The sequence below is a fragment of the Pseudomonas sp. LBUM1669 genome (genome assembly GCF_059695705.1).
Window position 1 is genome coordinate 5217640 of record NZ_CP166784.1, and the last position, 21651, is coordinate 5239290.

Below are 21651 nucleotides of genomic sequence, written 5' to 3' on the forward strand. Positions count from 1 at the left end.
GAGGCCAGTACATTCAGCATCAATATTGACTGAACTGACGCTATCGCGAGCAGGCTCGCTCCCACATGGGATGTGTGTGTTCAGAGTAGATGCTTGGAAATCAGTTTCGAAATTTCCACCATCGATGTCTTCCCGGTGAATTCAAACTTCACCTTTCCCAGCGATGAAAAATAAATCTCCAACTCGGAATCCAGGTCAAACGTCCCGGACGTTTCCACCGAGTACGCCACGATGTTTTTATACGGCAACGAGGTGAAGTCTTTCTTGCTGCCGGTGAGGCCCTGGACGTTGACCGCGATGATTCGCTTGTTGGTAAACACCACCCCGTCGCGCATGGATTTATAGGCGTCGATGACCTGCTCCCCTTCCAGCAGCAACGCAGTGACGCGTTCGGCGTATTCGTCGTTTTGCTTGAGTTTGAAGAAGCCTTTGTTGTTGAAATCAATCATCTGTCATTCCCTGTTTTTCAAATGAACGTCTAGGCCGGATGCACGGGCAACACCACCAACGCCTCCAGCCCGCCCTTCGACCGATTACGCAGTTTCAATTCCCCGCCATGCTCCAACACTATCGCCCGCGCCGCCGATAATCCCAAGCCCACACCGCCGGTGCTTTTGTTGCGCGATCCTTCCATGCGAAAGAACGGCACAAACACTTGTTCAAGGCTGGCCTCAGGAATACCCGGCCCACGGTCCAGTACTTTGATCCGCACTTCCCCAGCATCGGCAATCAGCTCAATCGCTGGCTCACTGCCGTACTTGATCGCGTTATCCAGCAGATTGGTCATCACCCGTTTAAGCCCCAACGGCCTCCCGAAATACACCCGCCGCAACGGCCCGACGTAGGCCATCTCAACCCCCTGATCCCGATAATCATCCAGCAAGGTTTGCAGCAGTTCAGCCAGATCAAACTGGGTCGCCGGTTCAAGCCGCGCATCATCCCGGAAGAACTCCAGCGCCGAGTTGATCATCGCCTGCATTTCATCCACATCACGAAACAGCCGCTGCTGTTGCTCGCTGTCTTCGATGAATTCCCCGCGCAAACGCATCCGCGTCAGGGGCGCGCGCAGGTCGTGGGAAATGGCGGCGAGCATTTGCGTGCGGTCGCGGATGAAGTGTTGCAGCTGAGCCTGCATGGCGTTGAAAGCGAGGATCGCCTGGCGGATTTCTTGAGGGCCTAGTGGCTCGATAGGCGGGGCGCGGAAGTCCACGCCGAAGCGTCGGGCGCCTTCGGCGAAGTGCTGCAAAGGAGTGGCGAGGCGGCGGGTGGCGATCAGTGTGACGAGGGTGGTTGAGATGAGTACCAGCAAGATGACGATCAGGTAGCGTGGCGTGTCGTCGAGGCCCCAATTGCGCGAGTGTGCGGCGAACATCAGCCAAGAGGCGTCCGGAAGCTCGATCAGCAGCGCGTAATGCGCGTCCGCCGAGTTTTCCGTCCAGTCAGCCGGCTCATAGACCTGAATACGACCGGCGAACTTAAGCAACGGATGCAGGATGGTCGAGCCGATTTCGGAATCCAGGTCCTCCACCGTTGGCAGATTGAGCTCACGTCGATCAAGGTGCCAACTGACGATGAAGCCCTTATCGCTGACGGCGTGCGCCAGTTGGCTGCGCAGTGGCGCCGGGGCGGCCTGGATGATGCGAGTGATGGCGGCCATTTTGTCCAGCAGCCCGGTTTCCGTCAGCGGCGGGCGCGCCCACACCCCGGCCAGTTGGATAAACAGTCCGTTGAGCGCCAGTGAAATAAGCATGGCCAGGATGATGGTCAAGGCGATCCAGCGCGCCACCGTGTCACGGCGAATCCGCTTCAACCAGCTCATCGCCGGGTCACGCTGGGGGTGAACAGATAACCGCCATTGCGCACCGTGCGAATCATCGCTGGGCGTTTGGTGTCGGATTCGAGTTTGCGCCGCAGGCGGCTGACTTGCACATCGATGCTGCGATCAAACGCGTCATGGCAATGCCCGCGCGCCAGGTCCAGCAACTGTTCGCGGGTGAGGATCCGCTGGGGATGTTCGACGAAGACCAGCAGCAAATCGAATTCGCCAGCCGAAAGCGGGATCATCACGTTGTCCGGCGAGCGCAGTTCACGGCGGGTGACGTCGAGGTGCCAGTCGGCGAAGTCGATCAGCGGCCGAGGGCGCTCCTGCACGACCGGGCGGCGTTCGTCCACGCGCCGCAGCACGGCGCGCACCCGGGCCAGCAGCTCGCGGGCGTCGAAGGGTTTGGTCAGGTAATCATCGGCGCCGAGTTCGAGGCCGACGACCCGGTCGCTGAGTTCGCCCATGGCGGTCAGCATGATCACCGGCATGGCATAGCGAATCCGCAGTTGCTGACACAGGATCAATCCGCTGTCCCCCGGCAACATCACGTCAAGAATGATCAGGTCCGGCGGCTGGCGCTCGATGGCCGCCCACAGCGACGCGCCGTCGGTGGCGACCTCGACGCTGTAGCCGTGCAGCACGAAGAATTTTTTCAGCAGATCGAGGACTTCAAGGTCGTCGTCCACAATTAAAAGGCTGTTCACCGAAGGTCACTTAAGGGGCCGAATGGAACCGCCATCTAAAACCATTCACGGCAGCGCGTCATATATTTCAATCCTGCAATAAAACATCAGCGCCGCAATAAAGCAGACATCTTTGTGCAAGGCCTGGGGCTCAGCCTCTCGGCGAATTCCTCCCGAGACTTGCGTCCATGTTGCCTTTCAAATGTGCTCCCTGGCTGACCCGCAACACGTCGATGGCCGTGCTGGCCGCCGGGTTGGCGGGTTGCAGCAGCCAACCGCCTGCGACCGCCACCGTGACTTGTGCCGAAATCAGCTATTCGGTGTACGACCCGGCGGAACCGTTCAACCGTGGTGTCTTCGCCTTCAATCGGGTAGCCGATGACTATGCCCTGGCGCCGGTCGCCCGTGGCTATCGCTACTTGCCGGACTTTTTCCAGATAGGTGTGCATAACTTTGTGGCGAACTTTGGCGAGCCCAAGGTCTTTATCAATGACCTGCTGCAAGGCAACCCGATGCGCTCGGTCAACACGTTGGGACGTTTCGCGCTCAACACCACGGTGGGTGTGGTGGGCTTGATCGATGTGTCCGGCATGGCCGGCATCCCGCGTCACGACGCAGATTTCGGCCAGACTTTCGGGGTGTGGGGCATCGGCAACGGTCCGATCGTCGAGCTGCCCTTGCTCGGCACCTCGAACAGCCGCGATGCGGCCGGGCGGGTGCTCGGTTTTGTGGTCGACCCGTTTGGCAGCAACAGCGATACCGTGGACACGCTGTCCACGATCAACACGGTCGGCGGCATCGTCGATGGTCGAGCAGAAGCGTTACCACTGACCGACAGCCTGGAAAAACTGCCGGATTACTACAGCGCCTTGCGCAACGTGGTCGCCGAGCATCGAGCCGCTTATGTGGCGGATGGCAAGCAAGGCTCAGCGCAAGCAACCAAACCTCAATGCGAAGGAGCACCCGCCGATGGTTTCTGAAAGCAATCATTTAACACTGCAACAGCGAGTGACACGGCACGACGGGGCTAATGTGCACTGCCGGGAAATCACCCTGCGCCTGTCACCGGACTGCCGCCAACTGGTGCTCAGCCGCTACACCGAACACTACGGCCCGGCGGTGGTGCGCTGGATCGAGCGCAGTCATACGGTGTCGCTGAGCGAGCTGTTTCGCTGGCTGGTGGCCAATGGGGAAACCAGTGTCATGAGAGCGGACAGCCTTTCGCGGCCTTGAGGGTCGCGCCTCTTGCTTCAACTCCAAGCCACTGATTTGCTATCGTGCACGCCGTCGCTTCACCTCAAAGAACAATGGACGCCATTGTTAACAAGGAAGAATGAATGGTACTCGTCGCAATGTTGGTGTTCTTGGCTGCATCAGCGGGAAGTTGGTTCTGGATCGTCAGGAACCGTGGCAGCTTCAATCTGTGGTTCGCCAACCTGGCAGGTGCTCTGGCCAGTTTCATGATCGGGGTTGTCGTGCTGATTTTTATTAGCCCCGATGATCCAGAAACGCGGGCGCCGGCCTACTTTCTTTATTCGTTCATGACGATCATCGGCGTCTTCATCGGCACCTGGCTCTTCGTAGCCGCCAGGTTCAAGCAGGATGAGTATCCGGTTGGCCGTCATTTGATTGCTGGAACCTGCAGTCTGGTGACGGCATTCCTCACGTTGGTGTTGTGGGCAGTGATCTTTCCGCCCAAATGACGACCACCCGGCGCTGCGTGACAGCTTCAGCTGCAAGCCAGTGGCTATCAGACATCCTGGGCGCTGGCTGCGCTATCATCGCGCGCTCTGTGCACCAAGAGTCTTGAACCTGCATGCCCATGTCTTCGCCATTCCCCGACAGTCATCGCTCTCTGCCACCGGTCCTCGCCGGCCCGCTGTTACGGCGTCTGGAGCCCTCCCGCCTGGTGCTCTGGCTGGTGGGAACCCGGGCCTTGTCGCTGACCTTGCGCCTGCAAGGTGTCGGCGACATTCGCCTCGATGCCGGGCAATGCACGGTCATCCCGGTGGGCAAGCATGCCTTCGTTCACCTGATCGATGTGCCGCTGGCGACCGCCCTGCCCTGCGACACCCTGATCGACTATGACCTGCTGATTGATGACGCATTGGAAGGCATCGCCGACTGGGCGCCTCATTTGCTGTACGGTGAAGCGCGTTGCCCGAATTTTGTCTTGCGTTCGCGCATCGATCAGTTGCTGCACGGTTCCTGCCGTAAACCTCACCACCCGGCAGCCGACGGTTTGCTGTGCGTGGATCGTTTTCTGGCGACAGCGCACTCCGCGACAGAGCGCCCGGCCTTGCTGATGATGAGCGGCGATCAGGTGTACGCCGACGATGTTGCCGGCCCGATGTTGCGAGCAATCCATGCCCTGATCACACAACTGGGGCTGTTCGAAGAACACCTCGAAGGCGCGGTGGTCAGCGACAGCGCCAAGCTCTACGAACACCCTGCCAGTTATTACCACCGTGCGGATTTGTTGCCGGCGCTTGAGAGTAACAAAACCTTGCGCGAGCGATTTTTCGGCGGGGCGCGCAAGCCGATTTTCACCAGCAACAGTGCCGACAACCATCTGGTGACATTCGCCGAAGTCATGGCCATGTACCTGCTGGTCTGGTCGCCGACACCCTGGACGCTGATCGCGCCACAACCACCGACGCTGACGCCCGAAAGACGCAAACGTTATGCCCTTGAACAGACGCGCATTGATGACTTCAAGGTGGGCCTGGGGGGTGTCGCGCGGGCGATGGCGCATCTGCCGTGCCTGATGATTTTTGACGACCATGACATTACCGATGACTGGAATCTGTCTGCGCAATGGGAAGAAACGGCCTACGGCCATCCGTTCTCCAAGCGCATCATCGGCAACGCGCTGCTCGCCTACATGCTGTGCCAGGGCTGGGGCAACAACCCGGATGCGTTCGGCGATGTGCTGGAAAAAGCCCGATTATTGAGTGCCACGGGGCACGACGATTATCTCGACAGCGACGTCCAGGACTCTCTGATCGATGAGTTGCTCGGCTTTCAACACTGGCATTACGTGCTTCCGACCACTCCGGCGCTGGTGGTCATCGACACCCGCACCCGACGCTGGCGCAGCGAGATGAATCTCAAGCAACCCTCGGGTCTGCTGGACTGGGAAGCCCTCAGCGAACTGCAACAGGAACTGCTCGATCACCCGTCGGCGATCATCGTTTCGCCGGCACCGATCTTCGGCGTCAAACTGATCGAAAGCGTGCAACGCGTCTTCAGCTGGTGCGGTTATCCCCTGCTGGTCGACGCAGAAAACTGGATGGCCCATCGCGGCGCCGCCCAGGTGATCCTGAACATTTTCCGACACTCGCGCACACCGGGTAACTACGTGGTGTTGTCGGGTGATGTGCATTATTCCTTCGTCTACGAAGTCCTGATCCGACACCGCAAGGCGGGGCCGAGGATCTGGCAGATCACCAGCAGCGGCATCAAAAACGAATTCCCGCCCGCGCTGCTCGAATGGTTCGACCGCCTCAACCGCTGGCTCTACTCGCCGCGCTCGCCGCTCAACTGGCTGACCAAACGCCGTCGCATGCGCATTATCCCGCACACTCCTGAACATGCGGAAGCGGGTGAACGGTTGTGGAATTCGGCAGGGATCGGCCAAGTGTTCTTCAATGAAAAGGGACAGCCGCAGGACATCTATCAGCACAACTCAAACGGTGCGCCGAAGACGCGGATGATTGCACCTGACAATGACGACTGAACGTGTGAGCCACCATGAACCTCACCCGAACCCTAATCATCGGCAACTCTGGCGCTGGCAAAAGTTGGCTGGCTAAACGACTGGCCGAACACCTTCATGCGCCGTGGACCGATCTTGATCGGGTTCACTGGGTGTCGGATGAATGCAGCATCGCCCGACCTCGCTCCGAAGCATTGGGCATGGCGCGCGTGCTGGCCGATGAAGAACGCTGGGTGATTGAGGGTGTTTACGGCTGGATCGTCAGCGAACTGATCCACCGTGCGACAGTGCTTGTCTGGCTGTGTGTTGAAGACCAAACGTGCGTCGCTAATATCCGTCAGCGAGAAAACAGGCGGGACGATGACGAGTTGCTGATCGCGTTGCTGGAATGGGCCGGCAGTTATCGTGTTCGCGAAGACTCCAGTGGGTTTTCCGCGCACCGGCAATTGTTTGAAGGGTTCAGCGGTTCAAAAATCAGACTCATAAATCGAAGTGAAATCACGGCCTTCGCGAACACCTTTCGTGACTCATCTCATAGCGTTTAAAAAAGGATAGGTATGTTTGCACGGAGCAAGTTGGTGCCCGAACTGATGGTCACCGACATCAAAAAAAGCCTGCATTTCTGGACCTCGTTAATCGGTTTCGAGATCGCTTACGAGCGCCCGGAAGCGGGTTTCGCCTACCTCGATAACAACGGCGTGCAAATCATGCTGGAGCAATACGCGCCGGACGAAGGCCAGTGGATGACCGGAGCATTGCAAGCGCCGTTTGGCCGGGGCATCAACTTTCAGATCACCGTTGATCTCGTCGAGCCGATACTCCAACGATTGGCGGATGCTGAATGGCCGTTGTTTCGTCCCTGTGCCGATGTCTGGTATCGCGCCGATACGGTGGAAGTTGGGCAACGTGAGTTTCTGGTACAGGATCCGGATGGGTATCTGGTTCGGTTGGTTGAAAGCTTGGGGGAGCGGGTGTGTTTGTCAGGCTGTTGAGGTCGCAACAACCATTACCCCGAGCAAGATCGTTCCCACGCTCCGCGTGGGAATACAGCCCGGGACGCTCCGCGTCCCAAAAGCGGACGCAGAGCGTCCATTGAGGCATTCCCACGCAGAGCGTGGGAACGATCACATCAGGCCGAGCTCACCGCCCGACAAACCCCTCTGACAATCATCTCCACTTCCCGCTCATCAATCGTCAGCGGTGGCAGCAGGCGGATGGTCTTGCCCCGTGTCACGTTGATCAGCAAGCCGTGGTCGCGTGCGGCGATCAGGGTCAGGTCGCGGATCGGTTGCTTGAGCTCGATGCCAATCATCAGGCCTTGGCCGCGAATCGCCAGGACGTTCGGGTCGTCTGACAGTTCGGCGCGCAGTCTTGTTAGCAGACGTTCGCCCTGAAGCCTGGCGTTTTCCAGCAGGCCTTGTTCTTCAATGATATCCAGCACCGTGCAGCCGACCCGGCACGCCAGCGGGTTGCCGCCGAAGGTGCTGCCATGGCTGCCGGGGGTGAACAGGTCGGCGGCTTTGCCCCGGGCCAGGCAGGCGCCGATGGGGATGCCGTTGCCCAGACCCTTGGCGAGGGTCATGACGTCCGGGACGATGCCTTCGTGCTGGAAGGCGAACCACTGGCCGGTACGACCGATGCCGGTCTGGATTTCGTCGAGCATCATCAGCCAGCCGCGCCGGTTGCACAGTTCGCGCACGGCTTTCAAATAGCCTGCAGGCGCCAACTGGACGCCGCTTTCACCCTGAATCGGTTCCATCAGAATGGCAACGATGCGCGGGCCATGGGCTTGCCGCACCTTTTCCAGCGCGTTGAGGTCGCCGAAAGGCACTTTGACAAAGTCGCCGGGCAATTCATTGAACCCCAGGCGCACGGCCGGGCCGTCGCTGGCGGATAACGTGCCCAGCGTCCGGCCATGGAAGGCGTTTTCCATGACCACTACCAGCGGTTGCTCGACGCCTTTGTGCCAGCCATAAAGCCGCGCAAGTTTCAGCGCGGTTTCATTGGCTTCGGCACCGGAGTTGTTGAAGAACGCCCGCTCCATTCCCGATAACTTCGTCAGCTTCTGCGCCAACCGCTGCTGCCAGTCGATGCTGTAGAGGTTGGATGTGTGCAACAGCAGCCCGGCCTGCTCGCTGATCGCCGACACGATTTTGGGATGAGAGTGGCCGACGTTGGTCACCGCCACACCCGCCACAGCATCCAGATACTCACGTCCCGCCTGATCCCAAAGTCGGGTGCCCAGTCCTTTGCTGAAACTCAGGGCCAGGGGTTGGTAAGTGGTCATCAGGCAAGCGGCGGTCATGACATCAAGCTCCATCAATTGTCGGTGTTTTTGCAGTATGGTTAGCCACCTGAGCTGGATAAACGCTGTAACACTTCAATCATCTTAAAGCTGAGCTTGATAATGGATTTATTCCAGGCAATGACGGTTTACGTCAGAGTGGTAGAAGCCGGCAGCATGACGGCCGCCGCACAGCAGTGCGAAATGTCCACCACCATGGTCGGCAACCACCTTCGCGCGCTGGAGCAACGTCTGGGTGTGCGTTTGTTGAACCGGACGACGCGGCGTCAGCGATTGACGGAATTCGGCTCCGCTTATTACCAGCGCTGTCTCGAGGTGCTGGGCCTGGTGGCCGATTCCGAACGCCTGGCCGAACAGAGCCAGGACACCCCGAGCGGGACCTTGCGCATCACGGCCCCGCTGACCTTCGGCACTGAAAAGCTTGCGCCGGCACTCAGCGAGTTCACCCTGCGTTACCCGCAAGTCAAACTGGACGTGGTGCTCACCAACGGGCGCCCCGACCTTCTCGAAAACGGTCTCGACGTGGCGTTTCGCCTGGGCGCTATTGAACCGTCCAACCTGATCGCCCGCCCGCTCATCGACTACACGCTGACCATGTGCGCCTCAAAGGCCTATCTGGCACGCCGAGGCACACCGGAAAAACCCGACGACCTGCAACACCACGACTGCTTGTCCTTTGCCTATCCGGTCGGCGATGACTGGCAATCCGTGGAAAAACAATGGCGCCTGAGCGGGCCGGAAGGCGAAGTCATGGTGGCCGTGAGGGGCCCGATGCTGATCAACAGCTCGGCCGGCCTGCATCAGGCCGCTCGAACCGGGATGGGCATCGTGATGTTGCCCGATGCGTTGGTCGAGCAGGATTTGCTCAACGGAAACCTGGTGGCGTTGATGCAGGACTATCGACTGCCGAGTCGGCCGATGCACCTGGTATACGCTCAGGATCGTTACCGCTTGCCGAAATTGCGTCGCTTCGTCGACTTCGCCATGCAGATGTGGGCCAAACACTAGCCGGGGCAATACACCATGCACTAATCTCCCCAACTGACGGGTCACTTTGATATCAGTGCGGCAGGGAGAGCGGTGATGGGTGAGGCATCAAATATCGAGCCGTTGAAATTCAATGTGTCGGATCTGAACGAAGACATGCTGCACACCATTCTGGAACTGGTCAGTGACGGCATTTGGGACTGGAACGCCAACACCGGGTTCGTCTACCGCAATCCCGGGTGGTACGTGATGCTCGGTTATGCGCCTCACTCCCTGGACAACACCGTATTTACTTGGGAAAACGTGATGCACCCCGACGATTACCCGCGGGTGATGGCGTTGTTTGATGCGTACCTGAATCAACACGCGCCGGGCTATCAAGCCGAGTACCGCTGCCGCAAGCAGGATGGCAGTTACACCTGGATCGAAGATCGCGGCTACGTGCTGGCACGCAATGCTGACGGATCGGTGGCACGGATGGTCGGCGCGCACCGCAGTATCGATGACAAGAAGCGTCTCTTCGAGGAGATGGAACGGCGCAATCAATCCCTTGAAGCCATCGTCGAAGAACGCACCCGGGAGTTGTCGCGGGTCAATCAGCAGCTGCAAATTCAACTGGAAGAAAATCGCAAACTGGCAGAAACCGATGCGCTGACATCGATCGCCAATCGCTATCGCCTGGAAAAAACCCTGCCCCAGGAATGCGAGCGTGCCCAGCGCTTTCGGCAGCCGCTGTCATTAATTGCCATGGACATCGATGACTTCAAGAACATCAACGATTACTACGGCCATGCGCTGGGAGACGCGGCGTTGGTGCAGGTCGTCGAGAGCGTGAAGCGTTGCGTGCGCGAAGGCGATCTACTGGCGCGCTGGGGCGGCGACGAGTTCATCCTCATCCTGCCCAATACCTCGCTGGCCGACGCCAGATCCTTCGCCGAAAAAATCCGCCAGGGCCTCGCAAGCCTGCCGCCTGTGGGCGAGTTTCAGGTGACCATGAGTTTGGGCGTGGTCGAGCGCTTTGAAGAAGAGCAACAGACCGGCCTTCTGGCCAGGGCCGATCAGGCGCTGTATAGGTCGAAGATCGCGGGTAAGAATGTGGTTTTCGGATGAGCACCGTCCTGCATGTCCGTGATGTACTGCCCTCGGAAGTGGAATCCGTGCGGCTTTTTCTTGAGCAGAACGGCTGGGCTCACCGCCTGGAATCAATCGACCATTTTGCGCAGTTGATCGCCAACTCCCAACGCACTGCGCTTGCCGTGAAGGACGCCCACATCGTTGGTTTCGCCCGTGGCATCACCGACGGCCTGTCCAACGGTTATCTGTCGATGGTTGTCGTGTCCGGGCGGCATCGACGTGAAGGCGTTGGTCGGGCACTGGTTGAGCATGTCATGGGTGAGAACACCGACATCACCTGGCTTCTGCGCGCGGGCCGTGAAGGCGCTGCGGAATTCTTTTCGCGCCTGGGCTTTGAACCGTCGAGCATCGCGATGGAGCGCCCGCGCAGGCGATAGCCAAAACGCCCTTCACATACCCGCCTTCACCAGCACCGGTTTATCCTGATACCGATCCGGATACAGCCGCTTCAGTCGCGCCACTTTCGGCAGGTCGTTGATGACGATGTATGGATACGTCGGGTGTTCGGTCAGAAAGTCCTGATGTTCCTCTTCCGCCGGGTAGAAACCGTTGTAGGTTTCCAGCTTGGTCACAATGGGTTTGTTGAACGAACGGGCGGCGTCGAGCTGGGCAATGTAGGCCTGGGCGACGCGCTGCTGTTCAGTGTTCGCCGGGAAAATCGCCGACCGATACTGCGTGCCGCTGTCGGGGCCCTGGCGGTTCAACTCGGTGGGGTTGTGCGCCACTGAGAAATAGATCTGCAGCAACGTGCCGTAACTGACCTGCGACGGATCGAAGGTGACCTCGACCGATTCCGCATGACCGGTATCGCCGTCGCTGACACGCTCATACCGAGCGGTGTTGGCTTCACCACCAGCGTAACCGGAGACGGCTTTTTTCACGCCTTTGACGTGCTGGAACACCCCTTGGACGCCCCAGAAACAACCGCCGGCGAAGACCGCGGTTTCGCTGTGGGCCTGGGTGGTTTCATCCAGGGCAGGCGGCGGGATGATGACCGCCTCTTCAGCAGCGCCGAAAGAAAACGCCGAGCATTGGCCGATGACGCCTGCAGCCGCCAAACCCAACAAGGTGCGGCGCCAGGTAACCGGGATTTTCATGAGTCTGACTCCTGAACAGATGATAGGGCGATCAACCGAACGTAAAGGCATACGCCGACACACCCGGATCTAGAAACTCGATGCTGAAGGTGCGGTCCGTCACTCCGCCGCTCTGGCGCACCAATTGATACAACCGTTGCTCGGTAACGCTGCCGCTGCCATCGGGGGCGACGTCGGTACCGTGGGCATCGCCGGGGGCTTTTCCGTCGATCAGCACCTTGAAGCGCACCGGTTTACCGTCTGCGCCGGGGCCCAGTACCAGATGCAGATCCCGAGCGTGGAAGCGGTAGACGATGCGACTGGCCGGCGCGCTTGAGGTCGCGCGTTCCGAGCCGACGTTCCATTGACCGTCCAGCCCCCAATCATTGAGTGCCAATTGCGCCGGCGTGCTGTACGCCGAGACCTTGTCTGGCACCAGACCTGTTTCCGGCACGAAGTGCTCTGCACGCTGGTAGCCGACATAGGTTTCCGGCGACTGGACTTCATTCATGTCCGGGGCCAGTTGAACCCCGGTGGCGTCGGCGTTGATCAACCCGTCGGCGACCTTTGTAGCGCCCGCTTCACGCAGCAGCTGCTGGATGACGCGCTCCGATTCGGCGTACTCGCCTTCACCGAAGTGGTGATAACGAATGCGCCCCTGCGCGTCGGCAAAATAGTGAGCCGGCCAGTACTCATTGTTGAAGGCACGCCAGATCTTGTAGTCGTTGTCGATCGCCACCGGGTAGGTGATACCCAGGTCTTTCATGGCTTTGGTGACATTGCCCACATCCCGCTCGAACGCGAATTCCGGCGCATGAACACCGATCACCACCAGACCCTGATCGCGGTACTTCTCGGCCCAGGCTTTGACATACGGCAAGGTGCGCAGGCAGTTGATGCAGGAGTAAGTCCAGAAATCCACCAGCACGACTTTGCCCTTCAGTGCCTGTGCGGTCAGTGGAGGCGAATTGAGCCACTGCACGGCGCCATCCAGCGGCGGCAGGTTGCCTTCAATCGGCAATGCCCCCGGCGCCTTCGCCGCCATTTTCATCGCCCCGCCAGCGGCCATCATCGCCCCGCTGTTGTTCGGTGACTTACCCGCCAACCGTCCCACCAACGCCTGCTCGATGCCGCCGGTGGACGCTGTCGAAACCCGCGCCAGAATCCCGGTATCCAGCCCGAGGGCAATCGCGGCCACACCGGCCAGCATCGCTGCGCCCAAACCTCGGCGTACCCATTCACCCGCGCCGATCGAGCGTTTCATTGCGGCGAATACTTTACCGCCCAGCAACAACGCCACTGCGAGGGACGTGGCGGCACCCGCGGCGTAAGCCAGCAACAGCAACGTGGTGGCGAGGCTTGCCCCTTGCAGTGCCGCCCCGGTCAGCAACAGGCCGAGAATCGGCCCGGCACACGGTGCCCAGAGCAAGCCCGTGGCGACGCCGATCAGGAACGAAGCGCCGGGACGCGGACGAGCATCGGCGCCCGCGGCTTCCGACAGTCGGCTGCCGGCCGCCACCAGTGGGCGTGTCAGGCGCTCGGCCAACCGAGGCAGCAGCAGCGTCAGCCCGAACAGTGCCACAAACAGCAACGCGAGCCAGCGACCGTACTGATTGACTTGCACCACCCAGCCGCCGCCCACCGCCGCCAACGAGGCGACGAGCGCGAAGGTCAGCGCCATCCCCGCCAACAGTGGCAAGCCACTTTTCATAAACGGCTGCCCGGTGCGAGCGAAGACAAAGGGCAATACCGGCAGAATGCACGGGCTGACAATCGTCAGCACACCACCGAGATAAGCGAGAACCAGAAGCCACATAGCATCGACCTGCATTAAATGAGTGAAAGGAAGTGCCCATGGGTCACGCCGCCTGGGGCTCGAAGGTCATCGCCAGCCCGTTCATGCAGTAACGCAATCCGGTGGGTTTGGGCCCGTCATCAAAGACATGGCCCAGATGGCCACCGCAACGTCGGCAGTGGACTGCTTCGCGCAGCACGCCGAAGGAACGGTCCTGACGGGTCGCCACCGCATTGTCCAGCGGCGCCCAGAAACTGGGCCAACCGGTGCGGCTATCGAACTTGGTGTCGGAAGAGAACAGCGGCAAGTTACAACCGGCACAGGCAAAAACACCCTCGCGATGCTCGTTGTTCAACGGGCTGCTGTAGGCCCGCTCGGTGCCCTCTTCCCGCAGGATTTCATACTGCTCGGCGCTGAGCATGGCGCGCCATTCGCTGTCGCTGTGCATCACCTCGAACACCTCCGACGCATTGGCGTCGCTGACCAGCGCAGTACGGGCGGCAAATTTTGGCAACACACCGATCACCAGGGCTGCAGCGCCCAGCCCGCCGCTCGCTACAAGAAACTGTCGCCGTGAAAACATGGCCATCTCCAAAATTCCAGGTGCCTGATAAGGAACACAGCCTAGGCTTGGGTTGATCGCCAAATCCTCACGGACAGTTAAACAATTCGTGATAACTCGCCCCGGGGAAAACCCGCACAATGTGCCCATTGCGCTACAAAGGATTGAGCTTTATGGAACAGAACAAACGTGTCCTGGTAGTCGAGGACGACCTGCACATCGCCGACCTTATCTGCCTTCATCTACGCGATGAGCAGTTCGAAGTGGTGCACTGCGCCGACGGTGATGAAGGCATGCGACTGCTGCAGCAAGGAAGCTGGGACGCACTGATCCTCGACCTGATGTTGCCCGGCGTCGACGGCCTGGAAATCTGCCGTCGGGCGCGGGCCATGGCCCGCTACACACCGATCATCATCACCAGCGCCCGCTCCAGCGAAATGCACCGGATCCTGGGGCTGGAACTCGGGGCCGACGATTACCTGGCCAAGCCTTTTTCCATGCTTGAACTGGTCGCCCGGGTCAAAGCCCTGCTGCGACGCGTCGACGCCATGGCCCGCAACCTGAAAATGGACGCCGGCAGCCTGATCACGAACGGCCTCTCCATCGACCCGATCACCCGCGACGTTTCTCTCGATGGTCGTCGCCTTGACCTCACGCCGCGGGAATTCGACCTGCTGTATTTCTTCGTCCGCCAGCCTGGCAAGGTGTTCTCGCGGATGGACCTGCTCAACGCGGTCTGGGGCTACAGCCACGAAGGCTACGAACACACGGTAAACACCCACATCAATCGTCTGCGGGCCAAGATCGAAGCCGATCCGGCACAACCCGCGCGCATCCTGACGGTGTGGGGTCGTGGCTATAAATTCGCAGCCAAGGAGGAGCAGCCATGAGGCTGACCCTGACTCAGCGCCTGTCCCTGGTGTTCGCCGTTCTGTTGCTGGTGTGCTGTGGCACCTCGGCCTGGATGCAAGTGCGCTCCAACAAAATGCACGAACTGGAGGTGGTTCAAGGGCTGTCACGTGATCTCGCCCAGCACATCGCCCGCGACACGGTGCTTATGGACACCAACGGCCTGATGCCCAATGCCGTGCGCGAATTGTTCAGCAAACTCATGCTGGTCAATCCCAGTGTCGAGGTCTATCTGCTTAATAACGAGGGGCACATCGTCGGCAGCGCCGCCCCCGAAGGCCGGATGCATCGGGAGCGGGTCGATCTGGCACCGATCCAGCGTTTGCTCAACGGCGAGGCGCTGCCGATTCTCGGCGACGACCCGCGCAGCGTCGACGGACGCAAGGTGTTCAGCGCCGCGCCGTTGCAGGTCAACGGCAAGCCTGAAGGTTACCTCTATGTGGTATTGCTCAGTGAAGAACACGACCGCTTCGCCGCACGCGGTGCCACCAGCGCCGCGCTCAATACGGCGCTGCTGTCCATCGGTCTGGTGGCGTTGTTGTGCCTGATCGCCGGCCTTGCCGCATTTGCCTTGATCACCCGACCGTTGCGTCGACTGACCGATCGAGTCAGCCAGTTCGACATCGACGGCGTCCCCTCCACCCCGCCCGCCTCGGACCCGGTAGAAAAAACGTCCAGTCCTGATGAAATAGCCGTACTCGACGCCGCTTTCCGCCAGATGCAAACCCGCCTCGGCGAACAATGGCGCTCGCTGACTCGCCAGGATCAGGAACGCCGCGAATTGGTGGCGAATATCTCCCACGACCTGCGCACACCGCTGGCCTCGCTGCACGGTTATCTGGAAACCCTGTCGCTCAAAGACACCACGCTGTCCCCCGCCGACCGCCGTCGCTATTTGGGCATCGCCCTGGATCAAAGCCGCAAGGTTGGTGGCCTGGCCCAATCGCTGCTCGAATTGGTGCGGCTGGAGCACGGTTTTGTGCAACCGGTGCTGGAGCGTTTCTCCCTGACCGATCTGGTGCAGGACATCTTCCAGAAATTCGAACTCACCGCCGAAGCGCGACAGATTGAACTCAAGGCCACCTTCGCGCCCAACGTCTCGGCCGCCTGCGCCGACCTGGGGCTGATCGAGCGCGTGCTGACCAACCTGTTCGACAACGCCTTGCGCGATACCCCGCAGGGTGGAGAAATCGAACTGAGCCTGCGCCCTCAAGGGCCTTTTATCGAAGTCACCGTCAGCGACACCGGCCCCGGCATCGCTCCCGAATTGCGCGAAGGTTTGTTTCTGCGCCCGTTCAACATCGGCGGTGCCCGGCGCGATGGCGGACTGGGGCTGCGCATCGTGCATCGGATCCTGCAATTGCACGGTCGCGAGATTCAGTTGATCGACGTTCCGGGGCGGGGGGCGACGTTCCGTTTCTCCTTGCCGGTGGATGAGCAAACGGCGGAAAAATGGGCTGTTCGCTCGATGAACCTGAATTCGATGGGGAAATCGCCCGGTTTCAGCGGTCACAGCTAAATAATGACCAACCGCCTGTTCATCCGTGACAACTCAAGTCAGGTCCAATAGATTAGGCGGCCTGAAAAGGCCCTGTGCTTTCTCGCCTAAACCCAAGTTAAAAGAAGTAGTGAAATTTCAATGTCCGATTCCAATACCGCTGAATCCGTAGTCACCTTGTCGTCCAAAGCGGAATACGAAAACTCCATCAATCTTTCACAGCATGTGCCACAGGCCAAGACCATCAGCGAGATGGTCCTGGACGCTTTTCAATCCACCCGGGAAAGCGACCAGATCCGCGAGTTGCGCGCTGCGATTCGCCAGGCGCATGACAGCTTCGACGACGATAAAGCCTATGAACTGATGGGCGAACTCAAACAACTGAAAGACGCTGAAGCGTCCGACATTGCTGCGCTGGAAGACCTGAGCAGCAAGTTCCCGATCAGCCGTATTCTTTCCAGTTTCAAGGACGACCCGGCTTTTCAGGAAATCGTCTATGGTCTGGCATTGAAGGTGCTGAACCAGACTCACCAGGCCATCAGCAACCCAAGCACCGGCAAGAGCAAAGTCGCTCGCGCCAAGAAAGACCTCGAAGTATTCACCATCAGCAAGGATGGCGAGAGCGTCACGCTGCCGCTGCGCACGCCACGTGCGAGCCTGAACGTTGATCGCAAAGCGCTGGAGTTCCTCGGTTTCACTTTCTTGGGCGAAGGTGACGACGCGACAATTGAAAACGAAACGTTCCTGGACAACACCGGGGCTGAACAATCGGTCAATCGCAAGAACATCATCACTGCCATTCAACAACAAACCGCGTTCGACGGTTACAGCATCGCAGCGCAGTAACTCAATTCACCAGAAAGCCCCGCTTCCGGGGCGTAATGCCGTTTACTTGAGCGCGAGCCTGCATTTGTGGCGAGGGAGCTTGCTCCCGCTGGGCTGCGCAGCAGTCCCTTTTTTGGGGTCGCTTCGCGACCCAGCGGGAGCAAGCTCCCTCGCCACAGATATGGTGTTGCGTTTGAGTGAACAGCATCGAGCCCCGGAAGCGGGGCTTTTTATTGCCCGAAAGAATCACCGCGAAGACGGATGCAGGGCCGCGATCATGTCCACTTCTATCGGCGCGTTTTTTGGCAACTGGTAAACACCGACGGTCGTTCGGGTGTGTTTACCAGCCTCCCCCAACACATGCGTGAAGACGTCTGACGCGCCGTTGGCAACTTCACTGAGGTCCACAAAATCGAACGTGGATTTCACATAGACCGTGATGCGCAGCAATGCCTTGAGGTTATCCAGCGTACCGATGGCCTCACGGATCAGGGCAAGCCCGCGTATCGCGCTGATACCGGCAGCCTCTTGGGCATCGGCCAGGTTGAGTTCCAGCCCCACCCGACCGGGGTATTGGATTTTGCCGTTCATTCGCGGCACCAGCCCACTGACATAAAGTTCGTCATCGTGCCGAATCAGCGGCGCGTAATGCCCGCCGGCAGAGTTCTCGTCGTAGATATCAAAGCCGAGTTCTCTCGCCATCGCGAGGAAGCGCTCGTCGCGACTCATTTGATTACCCATTAACCGAACCCTCTTAATCAATCATGCACACGCGTAAACGATGGTAGAGACAGATGCGTGTCTTGATCAGGGCAACTTCGTATAAGATCCAACAAACTTTACTGCCAGGGAGACCAGTAAAATGCAGCGCGCCGTCATCGCCGCCATCGAGTTCCAGCCCGGAGTGCCGCTGGTGCAGCAAATCGTCGATCAGCTGACCGTCGCCATCAACCAGGGTGGCCTGCCTAACGGGGCCAAGTTGCCGCCGATTCGCGAACTGTCCGAGTTGATGAACGTCGGTAAGTCCACGGTGGTCGACGCCCTCGACCGCTTGCGGGCCAAGGGACTGGTGGTTTCGCGCCAGGGTTCGGGGCATTACATTCACCGCCCTGGCATCCAGCCCCAACCTGCCGCTGGCCCGGATCTACAACCCCAAGACACACTCAGCCGGGTCCGCCGCGCCTTGCTGCTGGACAACGGCGCGCTGCGCCCCGGCTGCGGATTTCTGCCCGCCTCGTGGCTGCCTGCCGATGAATTGCTCAAAGCCGTGCGCACCACCCTTCGCGCGACCGCGCTGCGCATGGGCGAATACGGTGAGGTCGGCGGTTACCTCCCGTTGCGCGAGGCGTTGCGGGTTAAGCTGTCGACCGTTGGCATCGAGGTGCCGGTGGAGCAGATCATCACCACCGCCAACACCGTGCAGGCCATCGACCTGCTGATGCGCCTGTTGATAAAGCCCGGCGACACCGTACTGCTCGACGATCCGTGTTACTTCAATATGCACACCAATCTGGCGCTGCACGGCGCCAAGGTCATCACCATCGCCCGGGATTGCGACGGGCTGGACCTAGAGGCGTTCGAGCAATTGCTGATCGCCCATCGCCCCGTGCTGTACATGACCAACAGCACGCTGCACAACCCGACCGGGCACTCGTTCTCCGCCGCCCAGGTGTATCGCTTGCTGGAGCTGAGTCACCGTTACGGCGTCCACATCCTCGAAGATGATTTGTATGGCGACATCCAGCAAAGACGCACCCCGCGCCTGGCCGCCAGCGGTCTGGACAATGTCAGTTACGTGTCCGGCTTCTCCAAGACCCTGACCGCCAACAGCCGGGTCAGCTTTGCCGTGTTATCGCCGCAACTGGCCGCACGAATCATCACCTTGAAAATGGCCTGCGGTGGCGTCACCTCGGAACTGGCGGAGCAGATCACCTGCACCCTGCTCAGTAACGGCAGCTACGCCAAACACACCCGGCGCACTGTTGATCGCCTGTATGAATCGAGCAGTCGCGTGACGAGATGGCTGGTCGAGGCTGGATGCTCGGTGTCATCGATACCGGGCGAAGGGCTGTTTATCTGGACTCGGTTGCCCGAAGGACTGCACGCCGAAACCCTGGCCATCAAAGGCCTCGAAAACGACCTGGTGCTGGCGCCGGGCACCTTGCTGAGTAAAGCCGCCGATGCCAGCAGCTTTCTGCGTTTCAACGTCGCGCATAGCGATAGCCTGCAGGTGCGCGAGCGGTTTTTCAGGCTGCTCGAACGCTGAGGTTTCCTGATGCACCGAGGGGCGGCCTTCGCAAGCAAGCCCGCTCCCACAGGGTCCAGCGTCGTGCTCGAAAATGGCGGCAACGCCGATCCTATGTGGGAGCGAGCCTGCTCGCGATTGGGGCAACACGGTCCAACAGAAAGCTGGCCAACAAAAAGCCCCGCCGCTTCTCTCGAAGGGCGGGGCTTTTATTTACAGCATCCGACGCTTAAGGCGCGTACGTCAGCAACAACTCGCTTGGCACTTTGAAGTCCAGCGACATCATCACGCTCAACGCGGTAATGGTGAAGATCGAGAACACGAACAGCTTGCGTGCCCAGACCGTGTCATCCACTGCCTTGTAGCCGGTCCAGGCCATGTACAACCAGTACATGCCCATGGCGGCGGCGACGGCGAGGTAGCTCATGCCGGCGTAGCCGCTGAAGGTCAGCATCAAGGTCGCCACGAGGAACGCCAGGATGTAGAGCAGGATGTGCCTCTTGGCCACCTGGATTCCGCGCTTCACGGGCAACACCGGAATCGATGCGGCCCGGTAATCGTTGAAGCGGAAGATCGCGATGGCGTAGGAATGCGGCATCTGCCACAGGCTGAACATCACCAGCAACGTCAGTGCGGCCATGTCAAAGCTGTTGGTCACGGCCACGTAGCCAATCACCGGCGGCATCGCGCCGGACAGACTGCCCACCAGCGTGCCGTGAACCGACTTGCGCTTGAGGTAAAGGCTGTAGAAACCGACGTAGATGACGAAACCGATCACCGCGAACAGCGCGGCCAGTGGGTTCGCCACTTTGTACAACAACGCAACGCCGGCCACACCGAGGACGGTCGCGAAGATCAGCGCCAGTTTCAGGGAGATCAAGCCCTGGACCAGTACGCGGTTCTTGGTGCGTTCCATCTTCAGGTCGATGTCGCGGTCGATGCAGTTGTTGAACACGCAACCGGAAGCCACCACCAGGGACGTGCCGATCATTGCAGCCAGGAAGATGGCCAGATCGACATGCCCTTTGGAGGCCAGGAAAAATCCGCCTGCCACTGAAAGCACGTTACCGAAAATGATCCCCGGTTTGGTGATTTGGATAAAGTGCTTCAAGGACATCCGGATTTACCTCACTGCGCCATCATGTTGGTGTGGATGCTGAACATGATCCACAGCGACAGGCCTACCAACAGGACGATGACCAGCGCTGCGAAGACAAACGCGATCACGTTGCTACGCTGGGCGGCGGAGCGGTCCAGGTGGAGGAAGTACACTAGGTGAACAAGCACCTGGATCACTGCAAAGATCAGTACGATCCACAGGGTCATGGCTTTCGGCAGCGACGGGTACATCACCAGGCCGAAAGGAATGACGGTCAGGATCACCGACAGAATGAAACCGATAGCGTAGGACTTGACGCTGCCGTGGCCGGCGTCGTGGCTATCGTGGGAATGAGCGTTAGCCATTTACATAGTCCCCATCAGATAAACAACGGTGAATACGCAGATCCACACCACGTCCAGGAAGTGCCAGAACAGGCTCAGACAGCTCAGACGAGTCTTGTTGGTCGCCGTCAGGCCGTTTTTCTGCACCTGATACATCATGATCGCCATCCAGATCAGACCGCTGGTCACGTGCAGACCGTGGGTGCCGACCAGGGTGAAGAACCCGGACAGGAAGCCGCTGCGGCTAGGGCCGTAGCCTTCGGAAATCAGTACGTGGAACTCGTTGATTTCCATGCCGATGAAGCCGGCGCCTAGCAGGAAAGTCATGCCCAGCCAGCCCAGGACCTGAGTCTTCTTGCCCTTGAACAACGCCAGCATGGCGAAGCCGTAGGTGATCGAGCTGAACAGCAGCAGAGCGGTTTCGCCCAGTACGTATGGCAGCTCGAAGATGTCGTGGCCCGACGGGCCACCCGCTACGTTGTTAACCAGTACCGCGTACACCGCAAAGATCGACGCAAACAAAATGCAGTCGGTCATCAGGTAGAGCCAGAAACCGAAGACGGTCATCTCGCCCGAGTCGTGGTGATGGTCATCGTGCCCATGTCCATCGACATGGGTGTGTCCAGCATTGGTCACTAAGTTCGACATG

At 59.6% G+C, this 21651-nt stretch carries 24 protein-coding genes; 13 read left to right on the forward strand and 11 right to left on the reverse strand.

Annotation, left to right across the window (positions count from 1 at the left end):
* Positions 1 to 80: 80 nt before the first annotated feature.
* From ACA051_RS24195 to ACA051_RS24205, 3 genes are read right to left on the reverse strand one after another with little or no spacing between them, the layout of a single operon-like run.
* Positions 81 to 449 (reverse strand): PH domain-containing protein, encoded by a 369-nt coding sequence (locus ACA051_RS24195; protein ID WP_497305266.1) that lies wholly within the window; start codon positions 447 to 449, stop codon positions 81 to 83.
* Between the two features lie 29 nt (positions 450 to 478).
* Positions 479 to 1819 carry a sensor histidine kinase gene (locus ACA051_RS24200; protein ID WP_497372242.1) on the reverse strand — a complete coding sequence of 447 codons (1341 nt, stop codon included), beginning with the start codon at positions 1817 to 1819 and terminating at the stop codon, positions 479 to 481.
* Positions 1816 to 2526 (reverse strand): response regulator, encoded by a 711-nt coding sequence (locus tag ACA051_RS24205; protein WP_497372244.1) that lies wholly within the window; start codon positions 2524 to 2526, stop codon positions 1816 to 1818. The genes ACA051_RS24200 and ACA051_RS24205 overlap by 4 nt, the downstream gene beginning before the upstream one ends.
* 167 nt (positions 2527 to 2693) lie before the next feature.
* On the opposite strand from ACA051_RS24205, the gene ACA051_RS24210 reads away from it, so the two are divergent.
* The 6 genes from ACA051_RS24210 to ACA051_RS24235 all read left to right on the forward strand — a co-directional run bounded on the left by ACA051_RS24210 (position 2694) and on the right by ACA051_RS24235 (position 7215).
* Positions 2694 to 3485 (forward strand): MlaA family lipoprotein, encoded by a 792-nt coding sequence (locus ACA051_RS24210; RefSeq protein WP_497372246.1) that lies wholly within the window; start codon positions 2694 to 2696, stop codon positions 3483 to 3485.
* Positions 3475 to 3738, forward strand: a complete 264-nt coding sequence (locus ACA051_RS24215) for a hypothetical protein (RefSeq protein ID WP_497372248.1) — start codon at positions 3475 to 3477, stop codon at positions 3736 to 3738. Before ACA051_RS24210 ends, ACA051_RS24215 begins: the two co-directional genes overlap by 11 nt.
* Before the next feature lie 104 nt (positions 3739 to 3842).
* Complete coding sequence (locus ACA051_RS24220; protein ID WP_497305273.1) at positions 3843 to 4208, forward strand: hypothetical protein; 366 nt, start codon at positions 3843 to 3845, stop codon at positions 4206 to 4208.
* A 113-nt stretch (positions 4209 to 4321) separates the two neighbouring features.
* Positions 4322 to 6244, forward strand: a complete 1923-nt coding sequence (locus tag ACA051_RS24225) for an alkaline phosphatase D family protein (RefSeq protein WP_497372250.1) — start codon at positions 4322 to 4324, stop codon at positions 6242 to 6244.
* A 14-nt stretch (positions 6245 to 6258) separates the two neighbouring features.
* Entirely contained in the window at positions 6259 to 6768 is a 510-nt protein-coding gene (locus ACA051_RS24230) for a P-loop NTPase family protein (RefSeq protein ID WP_497305277.1), read from the forward strand.
* Positions 6769 to 6780: 12 nt separating this feature from the next.
* The gene (locus ACA051_RS24235; protein WP_497372252.1) at positions 6781 to 7215 is read left to right on the forward strand and encodes a bleomycin resistance protein; all 435 of its coding nucleotides are present in this window, start codon (positions 6781 to 6783) and stop codon (positions 7213 to 7215) included.
* A gap of 137 nt (positions 7216 to 7352) precedes the next feature.
* Here ACA051_RS24235 and ACA051_RS24240 read toward each other — a convergent pair whose 3' ends face one another.
* Positions 7353 to 8528, reverse strand: a complete 1176-nt coding sequence (locus tag ACA051_RS24240) for an aspartate aminotransferase family protein (RefSeq protein ID WP_497305280.1) — start codon at positions 8526 to 8528, stop codon at positions 7353 to 7355.
* 102 nt (positions 8529 to 8630) lie between these two features.
* On the opposite strand from ACA051_RS24240, the gene ACA051_RS24245 reads away from it, so the two are divergent.
* The 3 genes from ACA051_RS24245 to ACA051_RS24255 all read left to right on the forward strand — a co-directional run bounded on the left by ACA051_RS24245 (position 8631) and on the right by ACA051_RS24255 (position 11026).
* Complete coding sequence (locus tag ACA051_RS24245) at positions 8631 to 9536, forward strand: LysR family transcriptional regulator (RefSeq protein ID WP_497305282.1); 906 nt, start codon at positions 8631 to 8633, stop codon at positions 9534 to 9536.
* A 75-nt stretch (positions 9537 to 9611) separates the two neighbouring features.
* Positions 9612 to 10625: a sensor domain-containing diguanylate cyclase gene (locus ACA051_RS24250; RefSeq protein WP_497305284.1), complete on the forward strand. Its 1014-nt coding sequence runs from the start codon at positions 9612 to 9614 to the stop codon at positions 10623 to 10625.
* Positions 10622 to 11026, forward strand: coding sequence for a GNAT family N-acetyltransferase (locus ACA051_RS24255; RefSeq protein WP_497372254.1), 405 nt, complete (start codon positions 10622 to 10624; stop codon positions 11024 to 11026). The genes ACA051_RS24250 and ACA051_RS24255 overlap by 4 nt, the downstream gene beginning before the upstream one ends.
* Positions 11027 to 11038: 12 nt before the next feature.
* Here the strand turns inward: ACA051_RS24255 and msrA are convergent, their stop codons facing one another.
* Genes msrA through msrB form a run of 3 tightly spaced genes read right to left on the reverse strand, consistent with a single transcriptional unit; the run spans position 11039 to position 14103 of the window.
* Positions 11039 to 11746, reverse strand: a complete 708-nt coding sequence (gene msrA, locus ACA051_RS24260; RefSeq protein WP_497372256.1) for a peptide-methionine (S)-S-oxide reductase MsrA — start codon at positions 11744 to 11746, stop codon at positions 11039 to 11041.
* A 31-nt stretch (positions 11747 to 11777) separates the two neighbouring features.
* A complete protein-coding gene (locus ACA051_RS24265; RefSeq protein ID WP_497372258.1) occupies positions 11778 to 13541 on the reverse strand; it encodes a cytochrome c biogenesis protein DipZ in 1764 nt (587 codons plus the stop codon).
* 43 nt (positions 13542 to 13584) lie between these two features.
* Positions 13585 to 14103 carry a peptide-methionine (R)-S-oxide reductase MsrB gene (gene msrB, locus ACA051_RS24270; protein ID WP_497372260.1) on the reverse strand — a complete coding sequence of 173 codons (519 nt, stop codon included), beginning with the start codon at positions 14101 to 14103 and terminating at the stop codon, positions 13585 to 13587.
* A 152-nt stretch (positions 14104 to 14255) separates the two neighbouring features.
* On the opposite strand from msrB, the gene ACA051_RS24275 reads away from it, so the two are divergent.
* The 3 genes from ACA051_RS24275 (at position 14256) to ACA051_RS24285 (ending at position 17335) form a co-directional block, all read left to right on the forward strand.
* On the forward strand, positions 14256 to 14972 hold the full coding sequence (locus tag ACA051_RS24275) for a response regulator transcription factor (protein WP_497305293.1): 717 nt from the start codon (positions 14256 to 14258) through the stop codon (positions 14970 to 14972).
* Positions 14969 to 16510 carry a sensor histidine kinase gene (locus ACA051_RS24280; protein WP_497372262.1) on the forward strand — a complete coding sequence of 514 codons (1542 nt, stop codon included), beginning with the start codon at positions 14969 to 14971 and terminating at the stop codon, positions 16508 to 16510. The genes ACA051_RS24275 and ACA051_RS24280 overlap by 4 nt, the downstream gene beginning before the upstream one ends.
* Positions 16511 to 16630: 120 nt before the next feature.
* Positions 16631 to 17335, forward strand: a complete 705-nt coding sequence (locus ACA051_RS24285) for a hypothetical protein (protein WP_497372264.1) — start codon at positions 16631 to 16633, stop codon at positions 17333 to 17335.
* Between the two features lie 225 nt (positions 17336 to 17560).
* On the opposite strand, the gene ACA051_RS24290 is transcribed toward ACA051_RS24285, so the two are convergent.
* Complete coding sequence (locus tag ACA051_RS24290; protein ID WP_497372266.1) at positions 17561 to 18055, reverse strand: RidA family protein; 495 nt, start codon at positions 18053 to 18055, stop codon at positions 17561 to 17563.
* A gap of 121 nt (positions 18056 to 18176) precedes the next feature.
* Between ACA051_RS24290 and ACA051_RS24295 the strand changes: the two genes are divergently transcribed.
* Positions 18177 to 19580, forward strand: a complete 1404-nt coding sequence (locus ACA051_RS24295; protein WP_497372268.1) for an aminotransferase-like domain-containing protein — start codon at positions 18177 to 18179, stop codon at positions 19578 to 19580.
* Between the two features lie 208 nt (positions 19581 to 19788).
* On the opposite strand, the gene cyoE is transcribed toward ACA051_RS24295, so the two are convergent.
* From cyoE to ACA051_RS24310, 3 genes are read right to left on the reverse strand one after another with little or no spacing between them, the layout of a single operon-like run.
* Positions 19789 to 20676, reverse strand: coding sequence for a heme o synthase (gene cyoE, locus ACA051_RS24300; protein ID WP_497305302.1), 888 nt, complete (start codon positions 20674 to 20676; stop codon positions 19789 to 19791).
* A gap of 11 nt (positions 20677 to 20687) precedes the next feature.
* Complete coding sequence (cyoD, locus tag ACA051_RS24305; RefSeq protein ID WP_497305304.1) at positions 20688 to 21023, reverse strand: cytochrome o ubiquinol oxidase subunit IV; 336 nt, start codon at positions 21021 to 21023, stop codon at positions 20688 to 20690.
* On the reverse strand, positions 21024 to 21650 hold the full coding sequence (locus tag ACA051_RS24310) for a cytochrome o ubiquinol oxidase subunit III (RefSeq protein WP_497305306.1): 627 nt from the start codon (positions 21648 to 21650) through the stop codon (positions 21024 to 21026).
* Between the last annotated feature and the right edge of the window lies 1 nt (position 21651).

What these genes read in the sequence shown, in the direction of transcription:
- ACA051_RS24215 (WP_497372248.1), top strand. Translation starts at nt 3,475, where the DNA reads ATGGTTTCTGAAAGCAATCATTTAACACTGCAACAGCGAGTGACACGG.
- ACA051_RS24275 (WP_497305293.1), top strand. Translation starts at nt 14,256, where the DNA reads ATGGAACAGAACAAACGTGTCCTGGTAGTCGAGGACGACCTGCACATC.
- ACA051_RS24285 (WP_497372264.1), top strand. Translation starts at nt 16,631, where the DNA reads ATGTCCGATTCCAATACCGCTGAATCCGTAGTCACCTTGTCGTCCAAA.
- cyoD (WP_497305304.1), bottom strand. Translation starts at nt 21,023, where the DNA reads ATGGCTAACGCTCATTCCCACGATAGCCACGACGCCGGCCACGGCAGC.
- msrB (WP_497372260.1), bottom strand. Translation starts at nt 14,103, where the DNA reads ATGTTTTCACGGCGACAGTTTCTTGTAGCGAGCGGCGGGCTGGGCGCT.
- ACA051_RS24235 (WP_497372252.1), top strand. Translation starts at nt 6,781, where the DNA reads ATGTTTGCACGGAGCAAGTTGGTGCCCGAACTGATGGTCACCGACATC.
- ACA051_RS24230 (WP_497305277.1), top strand. Translation starts at nt 6,259, where the DNA reads ATGAACCTCACCCGAACCCTAATCATCGGCAACTCTGGCGCTGGCAAA.
- ACA051_RS24280 (WP_497372262.1), top strand. Translation starts at nt 14,969, where the DNA reads ATGAGGCTGACCCTGACTCAGCGCCTGTCCCTGGTGTTCGCCGTTCTG.
- ACA051_RS24240 (WP_497305280.1), bottom strand. Translation starts at nt 8,528, where the DNA reads ATGACCGCCGCTTGCCTGATGACCACTTACCAACCCCTGGCCCTGAGT.
- ACA051_RS24290 (WP_497372266.1), bottom strand. Translation starts at nt 18,055, where the DNA reads ATGGGTAATCAAATGAGTCGCGACGAGCGCTTCCTCGCGATGGCGAGA.
- ACA051_RS24310 (WP_497305306.1), bottom strand. Translation starts at nt 21,650, where the DNA reads ATGTCGAACTTAGTGACCAATGCTGGACACACCCATGTCGATGGACAT.
- ACA051_RS24225 (WP_497372250.1), top strand. Translation starts at nt 4,322, where the DNA reads ATGCCCATGTCTTCGCCATTCCCCGACAGTCATCGCTCTCTGCCACCG.
- msrA (WP_497372256.1), bottom strand. Translation starts at nt 11,746, where the DNA reads ATGAAAATCCCGGTTACCTGGCGCCGCACCTTGTTGGGTTTGGCGGCT.
- cyoE (WP_497305302.1), bottom strand. Translation starts at nt 20,676, where the DNA reads ATGTCCTTGAAGCACTTTATCCAAATCACCAAACCGGGGATCATTTTC.
- ACA051_RS24245 (WP_497305282.1), top strand. Translation starts at nt 8,631, where the DNA reads ATGGATTTATTCCAGGCAATGACGGTTTACGTCAGAGTGGTAGAAGCC.
- ACA051_RS24200 (WP_497372242.1), bottom strand. Translation starts at nt 1,819, where the DNA reads ATGAGCTGGTTGAAGCGGATTCGCCGTGACACGGTGGCGCGCTGGATC.
- ACA051_RS24250 (WP_497305284.1), top strand. Translation starts at nt 9,612, where the DNA reads ATGGGTGAGGCATCAAATATCGAGCCGTTGAAATTCAATGTGTCGGAT.
- ACA051_RS24195 (WP_497305266.1), bottom strand. Translation starts at nt 449, where the DNA reads ATGATTGATTTCAACAACAAAGGCTTCTTCAAACTCAAGCAAAACGAC.
- ACA051_RS24220 (WP_497305273.1), top strand. Translation starts at nt 3,843, where the DNA reads ATGGTACTCGTCGCAATGTTGGTGTTCTTGGCTGCATCAGCGGGAAGT.
- ACA051_RS24255 (WP_497372254.1), top strand. Translation starts at nt 10,622, where the DNA reads ATGAGCACCGTCCTGCATGTCCGTGATGTACTGCCCTCGGAAGTGGAA.
- ACA051_RS24210 (WP_497372246.1), top strand. Translation starts at nt 2,694, where the DNA reads ATGTTGCCTTTCAAATGTGCTCCCTGGCTGACCCGCAACACGTCGATG.
- ACA051_RS24295 (WP_497372268.1), top strand. Translation starts at nt 18,177, where the DNA reads ATGCAGCGCGCCGTCATCGCCGCCATCGAGTTCCAGCCCGGAGTGCCG.
- ACA051_RS24265 (WP_497372258.1), bottom strand. Translation starts at nt 13,541, where the DNA reads ATGTGGCTTCTGGTTCTCGCTTATCTCGGTGGTGTGCTGACGATTGTC.